Annotated in this window: 8 protein-coding genes; 5 read left to right on the forward strand and 3 right to left on the reverse strand. The window is 69.6% G+C overall.

Features of this window, described 5'->3' with window-relative positions; translation table 11 throughout:
• The coding region (locus HOQ08_RS04300; RefSeq protein WP_291192012.1) for a PLP-dependent aminotransferase family protein at positions 1 to 848 on the forward strand (848 nt) is incomplete at its 5' end.
• A gap of 29 nt (positions 849 to 877) precedes the next feature.
• On the opposite strand, the gene HOQ08_RS04305 is transcribed toward HOQ08_RS04300, so the two are convergent.
• From HOQ08_RS04305 to HOQ08_RS04315, 3 genes are all read right to left on the reverse strand, one after another.
• Positions 878 to 1,228 (reverse strand): hypothetical protein, encoded by a 351-nt coding sequence (locus HOQ08_RS04305; protein WP_291192014.1) that lies wholly within the window; start codon positions 1,226 to 1,228, stop codon positions 878 to 880.
• A 123-nt stretch (positions 1,229 to 1,351) separates the two neighbouring features.
• Positions 1,352 to 2,275, reverse strand: a complete 924-nt coding sequence (locus tag HOQ08_RS04310) for an alpha/beta hydrolase (RefSeq protein ID WP_291192016.1) — start codon at positions 2,273 to 2,275, stop codon at positions 1,352 to 1,354.
• A gap of 11 nt (positions 2,276 to 2,286) precedes the next feature.
• Positions 2,287 to 2,895, reverse strand: coding sequence for a TetR/AcrR family transcriptional regulator (locus HOQ08_RS04315; RefSeq protein WP_291192018.1), 609 nt, complete (start codon positions 2,893 to 2,895; stop codon positions 2,287 to 2,289).
• 104 nt (positions 2,896 to 2,999) lie between these two features.
• Here HOQ08_RS04315 and HOQ08_RS04320 point away from each other — a divergent pair, with 104 nt between their 5' ends.
• The 4 genes from HOQ08_RS04320 (at position 3,000) to HOQ08_RS04335 (ending at position 7,137) form a co-directional block, all read left to right on the forward strand.
• Positions 3,000 to 3,797 (forward strand): M48 family metallopeptidase, encoded by a 798-nt coding sequence (locus HOQ08_RS04320; RefSeq protein WP_291192020.1) that lies wholly within the window; start codon positions 3,000 to 3,002, stop codon positions 3,795 to 3,797.
• 129 nt (positions 3,798 to 3,926) lie between these two features.
• Positions 3,927 to 4,280 carry a YXWGXW repeat-containing protein gene (locus HOQ08_RS04325; protein WP_291192022.1) on the forward strand — a complete coding sequence of 118 codons (354 nt, stop codon included), beginning with the start codon at positions 3,927 to 3,929 and terminating at the stop codon, positions 4,278 to 4,280.
• 245 nt (positions 4,281 to 4,525) lie between these two features.
• Positions 4,526 to 5,629: a Glu/Leu/Phe/Val dehydrogenase dimerization domain-containing protein gene (locus tag HOQ08_RS04330; protein ID WP_291192024.1), complete on the forward strand. Its 1,104-nt coding sequence runs from the start codon at positions 4,526 to 4,528 to the stop codon at positions 5,627 to 5,629.
• Between the two features lie 350 nt (positions 5,630 to 5,979).
• A complete protein-coding gene (locus HOQ08_RS04335) occupies positions 5,980 to 7,137 on the forward strand; it encodes an isovaleryl-CoA dehydrogenase (RefSeq protein ID WP_291192026.1) in 1,158 nt (385 codons plus the stop codon).
• Positions 7,138 to 7,277: the final 140 nt, after the last annotated feature.

Raw genomic sequence — 7,277 nt, forward strand, 5'->3', positions numbered from 1 at the left:
AGATTTGCGCCCACGCGCTGCTGGATCCGGGCGACAGCGCCTGGATGGAGGAGCCCGGCTACCCCGGCGCGCACCAGGCGCTGGCCGCGGTCGGCGCCCGCGCGGTGCTGGTGCCGGTCGACCAGGACGGGCTGGACGTGGCCGAAGGCATCCGCCGCGGCGCGGACGCACGGGTGGTCTACCTCACCCCGTCGCACCAGTTCCCGCTCGGCGTCACCATGAGCGCGGCGCGGCGCATGCAGCTGCTGCAGTGGGCGGCGCGCGAGGGGCGCTGGATCGTCGAGGACGACTACGACGGCGAATACCGCTTCGGCGGCAAGCCGGTGCCTTCGCTGCAGGGGCTGGACGCGGACGCGCGGGTGATCTACCTGGGCACCTTCAGCAAGGTGATGTTCCCGGCCTTGCGGCTGGGCTGGCTGGTGCTGCCGCGGGACCTGGTGCCGGCGTTCCGCGCCGCGCGCGATGCGCTGGACACCTGCTCGCCGATGCTGCCGCAGCGCGCGATGACCGACTTCATCCGCGAAGGGCACCTGGCCCGGCACATCCGGCGCATGCGGGTGCTCTATGCGGCGCGGCGCGCGGTGCTGCTCGAGGCGATCGCGCGGCACCTGCCCGGCCGGCTGGACGTGGTCGGCGCGGAGGCAGGCATGCAACTGGCGGTGCTGCTGCCCGAGGGCGTGGACGACATCGCGCTGTCACGCCGCGCCGGCCAGGCGGGCGTTTCGGTCAGGCCGCTGTCGCAGTGCTATCGCGGGCCGGTGCGCCGGCACGGGCTGATCCTGGGGTATGGCGGCATCGATGCGGCTGCGATCCAGGAAGGCATCCGCCGGCTCGCGCGTTGCCTGTAGGTCGGCGACGCGCGTACCGGAGTCCGGGCTCAACCGCCCGGCGGATGGGACTCCGGCGCCGGGTGCGGCGCCGGCGCATCGCCACCCATCGCGTGGCCGTTGCCCTTCATGGCCATCTGGGCGGCGGCGAACTCCTGCGGGTCCAGGTAGCCGTCCTGGTTGCGGTCGTAGGTGGTGAAGCGGCTGCGCAGCAGCACCATGTCCGGCGGGATCTCCGAGCGGGCCAGGCGGCCGTCGTGGTTGGTGTCCATGCTCTGGAACGCAGCGGCCGCACCGTTGCTTGGCGCCTGCTGGGCGAAGGCCGACGGCGCGGCGGCGATCCCGCACAGCGCAAGCGCGAGCGCGCCGCCTGCGATCGTGAGTGGTTTGTGGGTCTTCACGGGCCATCTCCTCTGCGGATCGAAGGACGCGTGCCCTGCGGGCCACGCCCTGCGACTGTGCGCGGGCATGGGTGAAACGCGGCTCAAGCCGCGGTGCCGTGTTCAGCTTCGGCGGCGCGCCGTTCAGGCCATGCCGAAAGGCAGGTTGGCCGAGGCCACCACGCGTTCGCCCACCGTCTCGCCGCGCGCGAAGGCGAGCACGGCCTCGATCACCTGCGGCGCATCCAGCACGCGATGGTGGCCCAGCCCCTGCGTGGTGAGCAGCCGCGCGCCGGGCCAGTGGCGGGCGTAGCGCTCGCCCTCGTCCCAGGGCACGTCGACATCGTCCAGGTCGTGCACGACCAGGCCGGGCTGGCCCAGTGCGGCGACGTGGCGGTGCATCTGCAGGTCGTCGACGCTGATGCCGGTGCGCCGCACCAGCCAGGCATAGAACGGCCGGCGCAGGTGTTCGCCCAGGCGCACGAAGCGGAAGTAGCGGGTGGCGGCGGCGTCCATGTCGGCGGCGGGCGCGACCAGCACCAGCCGCCGCGCGCGCCATTCCTCGCCCTGCGCCAGCACGAGCGCGGCGCCGCCAAGCGAATGCGCGATCGCCAGCTCCGCGTCTCCGTAGTGCCGGCCTACCGCGCGCAAGGTACCGGCGAACTCGGGCAGCGTGCAGTAGCGGCCGCTGCTGTTGCCGTGGCCCGGCTGGTCGAAGCTCACCACGGCATGGCCCAGCGCACGCAGGTGCGCCACCCACGGCAGGAAGCGCAGGCCGAAGCTGGACCAGCCGTGCACCAGCAGCACGTACGGCTGCGTGGACGGATCGCCCCAGACGTAGGTGGCGATCGTCTGGCCGTTGAGCGCGAGGGTTTCGCGGACCATGCCTTCGTCCGGCTGCACCTTGCGTGCGCGAGCCCGGCTGCTGGCGAATGGCGTGGCGAACAGGCGGGCGGCGCGGTCGGCGGTGCGCCGCGGCGCCAGGGCGCCGCCGAGTGCGAAGCCGGTACGTACGGTGGCGAGCTTGACGCGGGCGGCGAGGCCTGGACGACGCATCACGGTGGACATGGCGCTACTCCTCAGGGTTGCCAGCTGCGCCACAGGCGCTCGAAGGCGGCGGCAGTGCGCCGGCTCGCCTGCCCGAAGCCGAACAGGCCGGCGTCGTGGTGCAGGCCGAGCATCAGCGCGTAGATCTCGAAGGCGAGCTGGACGGCGTCGGTGCCCTCGCGCAGGTGGCCCTCGGCGACGGCCTGGCAGATGCCTTTTTCCAGCTCGCCGCGCCAGCCGGCCTGCTGTGCCACCACCGCGTCGTGCAGCGCGCCTTCGCGGCCGTCGTATTCGCCGGCGGCGGTGAGCAGCACGCAGCCGCTCTGGTGCTCGCGGCCCCATTCGCACCACTGCGCGACGATCGCGCGCAGGCGCGGCAGGCCGCGCGGCGCGGAAAGCGCGGGCACCAGCACCTTGGCCATGAAACGGCGCGCGGCGGCATCGAGCACGGCCAGCTGCAGGTCCTCGCGCGAACCGAAGTGCGCGAACACGCCGCTCTTGGACATGCCCACGTCGGCGGCGAGGGTGCCGATCGACAGGCCTTCCAGCCCGCCCACGCGGGCGCGCTCGTAGGCGTGCTCGAGGATCAGTTCGCGGGTGGCGGGGCCCTTGGCGGTCGCATGGGAGGTGGCGGCGGTCATGCATCGAAAATAGCACGACCGTTCGTTCTTTTGCAACGGACTTCACCCGTCCTGATCGGCACCCGAGGCTATGCTTGGATGCCGACCGCGATGGAGAAGTGACCATGAAGCCCCGCCTGCTGATCGCTGCCGCCACCGCCGCGCTGCTCGCCGGCTGCGCCACCTCGCCCACCGGCCGCTCGCAACTGATGATGGTGTCCGACGCGCAGATGAGCCAGATGGGCCTGGCCTCGTTCAACCAGATGCGCCAGCAGGGCAAGTTCGCCAATGCGCCGAAGCAGCGCGCCTACGCCACCTGCGTGGCCGATGCGCTGGTCGCGGTGCTGCCGCCGCCGTGGAACACCCAGCAGTGGGAAGTGCAGATCATCGAGGACAACACCGCCAACGCCTTCGCCCTGCCCGGCGGACGCATCGGCGTCAACCAGGGCATGTTCAAGGTGGCGACCGACCAGGACCAGCTGGCCGTGGTGCTCGGCCACGAGCTCTCGCACGTGGTCGCGCGCCACGGCGCCGAGCGCGTGTCGGACAACATGGCGGCGCAGGCGGCGGTAGCGGCCGGCACGATCTACGCGGGCACTCGCGGCAGCGACACGGGCAACGTCGCCGCGCTGCTGGGTGCCGGCGCGACGGTCGGCATCCTGCTGCCGTTCTCGCGCACGCAGGAAGCGGAGGCCGACACGCTGGGCCAGCGCTACATGGCCAAGGCCGGCTTCGACCCGCGCGCCGCGCCGGCGCTGTGGGACAAGATGGAAAAGCAGGGCAGCGGCGGCACGCCGACGTTCCTGTCCACCCACCCGGCGCCGGACAGGCGCTCGCAGGTGCTCGGCCAGCAGGCCCAGCAGCTGGTGCCGGTGTACCAGCAGGCGCGGGCGAGCGGCCACGCCCCGGCCTGCCGCATGTGAGCCGCTGAATAGGCAACAACTTGCGACCGGAAAGATGCCTGTCCTGCGGTCGGCACGACCGGCCCTTGCGCGAAGATGACGTGGCGCGGATGTGACGCGCCCCTTCATCCTTGCGAGGCTTCTCCAGATATGTCGATTCGCCATGTAGCCCTTGTTGCGGTGACCCTGCTCGCCGGCGGCTGTGTCGAGGAACGCGTCGTCCACTACCGTCCGGTGGTTATCGAGCACCCGGTGGTGCACCGCGAAGTAGTGGAGGAAGTGATCGCCCCCGAACCGCCGCCTCCGCGCCTGGTCGAGGTGGAACCGCTGCCGCGGCCTGGCTACGTGTGGGCGCGCGGCTACTGGCGCTGGACCGGCCGGGAGTACGTTGCCGCGCCGGGCCATTGGGAGGTGGTGCGTCCCGGCTACCGCTATGTCCACCCGCATTACGAACACCACCGCGACGGCTGGCATCTGCACGTCGGCGTGTGGGTGAACGGCTGATCGATCGCCGGCGACCGGGCCTCCGGTCGACCCGGTCGCCGGATCGCGCTTGCTGCGCCGCAGAAACGGGACCGGCCCCGACGTACTAAACTAGCGGACTAAATTCATCGCCCCGGCCCCAAGCCGGGGCTTTGACTTTCAAGTGTTTTCTGCCGCCTGCGCGGTCCGCACTGGATCGGCCCGCCAACTTTCTGCGGGATGCCATCCCCCATGGCATCCATCCATCTCGTGGAGTCATCGTTCCAATGATCTTTGAAACCATCGCCAAGACGGGTCACGAAGAAGTCGTCTTCTGCCACAACAAGGACGCGGGCCTGAAAGCCATCATCGCGATCCACAACACGGTGCTGGGCCCCGCGCTCGGCGGCCTGCGCATGTGGCCGTACAAGACCGAGCAGGACGCGGTGAACGACGTGCTGCGCCTGTCGCGCGGCATGACCTACAAGAACGCCGTGGCCGGCCTGAACCTGGGCGGCGGCAAGGCGGTGATCATCGGCGATCCGTCCAAGGACAAGTCCGAGGCGCTGTTCCGCGCGTTCGGCCGCTTCGTCAACTCGCTCAACGGCCGCTACATCACGGCCGAGGACGTGGGCATCGACGTCAACGACATGGAATACGTGTTCCGCGAGACCGAATACGTCACCGGCGTGCACCAGGTGCACGGCGGCTCGGGCGACCCCTCGCCGTTCACCGCCTTCGGCACGCTGCAGGGCCTGATGGCCGCGCTGAACTTCAAGCACGGCAACGAGGACGTGGGCAAGTACAGCTACGCCGTGCAGGGCGCCGGCCACGTCGGCAGCGAATTCATCAAGCTGCTGCGCGAACAGGGCGCCAAGGTGTTTGTCACCGACATCAACAAGGATGCGGTGCAGCGCTGCGTGGACGAGCTGGGCTGCGAGGCGGTGGGCCTGGACGAGATCTACGACGTCGACGCCGACGTGTACTCGCCGTGCGCGCTGGGCGGCACGGTCAACGAGCAGACCATCGACCGCATCAAGGCCAAGATCATCTGCGGCGCGGCCAACAACCAGCTGGCCACCGACGCCATCGGCGACGAGCTGAACCGCCGCGGCGTGCTGTATGCGCCGGACTACGCGGTCAACGCCGGCGGCGTGATGAACGTGTCGCTGGAGATCGACGGCTACAACCGCGAGCGCGCCATGCGCATGATGCGCACGATCTACTACAACCTGGGCCGCATCTTCGAGATCAGCAAGACGCAGAACGTGCCGACCTACAAGGCGGCCGACCGTCTGGCCGAGGAGCGCATCGAGTCCATCGGCCGCATCAAGCTGCCGCACATGGGCAATGGCGGCACGCGCTTCCAGGGGCGCATGCGGGGGCAGTGAACCATCCCTGTCATTCGGAAAAGGCCGCCTTCGGGCGGCTTTTTCTTTTGAGTCCCTCTCCCCTCGGGAGAGGGGTTGGGGTGAGGGTTCGGGCACGCCGCAGCGCTCCGCCCGAACCCTCACCCGCCTGCCGGCACCCTCTTCCGGGGAGAGAGGAATTCGGGCGTAGGGATCGAGGCAGGCGCTTCGACTCCGCCCTGCGGGCTACGCTCAGCGCGAACGGTCCACAGTGGAGGTGAGGAAAAAGCCGTTCGTCCTGAGCGTAGCCCGCAGGGCGAAGTCGAAGGACCGCACAGCCACGACACGCCGCTGCGCTAAAATCGCCCTATCCAACCCAAGGAATTCCACGGATGCGCCCGTTCCCGCTCGGAGAAGACATCGACCTGCTGCGCGAGACCGTGCATGCCTTCGCGGAGAAGGAGATCGCCCCGCGCGCCGACCGCATCGACCGCGAGAACGCCTTTCCCGACGACCTGTGGCGCAAGTTCGGCGAGATGGGCCTGCTCGGCATGACCATCCCGACCGAGTACGGCGGCACCGGCATGGGCTTCCTGGCGCACATGGTGGCGATGGAGGAGATCTCGCGCGCGTCCGGCTCGGTCGGCCTGTCCTACGGCGCGCATTCCAACCTTTGCGTGCAGAACATCTTCCACAACGGCAACGAGGAACAGCGCCGCAAGTACATCCCCAAGCTGTGCTCGGGCGAGTACGTGGGCGCGCTGGCGATGAGCGAGCCGGGCGCCGGTTCCGACGTGGTCGGCTCGATGAGCTGCAAGGCCGAACTAAAGGGCGACGTGTGGGTCGCCAACGGCTCGAAGATGTGGATTACCAACGGGCCGGACGCCGACGTGCTGCTGGTCTACATGCGCACCGCCCCGCGCGCGGCAGGCAGCCGCTGCATGACCGCCTTCATCGTCGAGAAGGGCATGGCCGGTTTCTCCACCGCGCAGAAGCTCGACAAGCTCGGCATGCGCGGCTCCAACACCTGCGAGCTGGTGTTCGACAACTGCGAGATCCCGGCCGAAAACATCGTCGGCGAGGTCAACGAAGGCGTGCGCGTGCTGATGAGCGGCCTGGACACCGAGCGCCTGGTGCTCTCCGGCGGCCCGCTCGGCCTGATGCAGGCGGCGCTCGACCTCACCCTGCCCTACGTGCGCGAGCGCAAGCAGTTCAATGCGCCGATCGGCACCTTCGGCATGATGCAGGCGAAGGTCGCCGACATGTACACCGCGCTGCAGTCCTCGCGCGGCTTCGCTTATCTCGTGGCGCAGCAGTTCGACGCCGGCATCAAGTCGCGCATCGACCCGGCCGCCTGCCTGCTCAACGCCTCGACCAACGCGGTGCAGGTGGCGCTGGAGGCGATCCAGGCGCTGGGCGGCAACGGCTACATCAACGAGTTCCCGGCCGGCCGGCTGCTGCGCGACGCCAAGCTCTACGAGATCGGCGCCGGCACCAACGAGATCCGCCGCATGCTGATCGGCCGCGAGCTGTTTCACGGCAAGGCTTGATGAAAAAGGCCCGCGATGCGGGCCCTTTCGTTGATGGCTTGCCGGTGCTTCGACTCCGGCTTTGCCTACGCTCAGCACGAACGGATTTTGGAAACCGTTCGCCCTGAGGCGCGCGCCGCCGAGGTCGAAGGGTCTTTCCC

It is taken from the genome of Frateuria sp., assembly GCF_013362045.1.
Classification (GTDB): Bacteria; Pseudomonadota; Gammaproteobacteria; order Xanthomonadales; family Rhodanobacteraceae; genus Frateuria_A.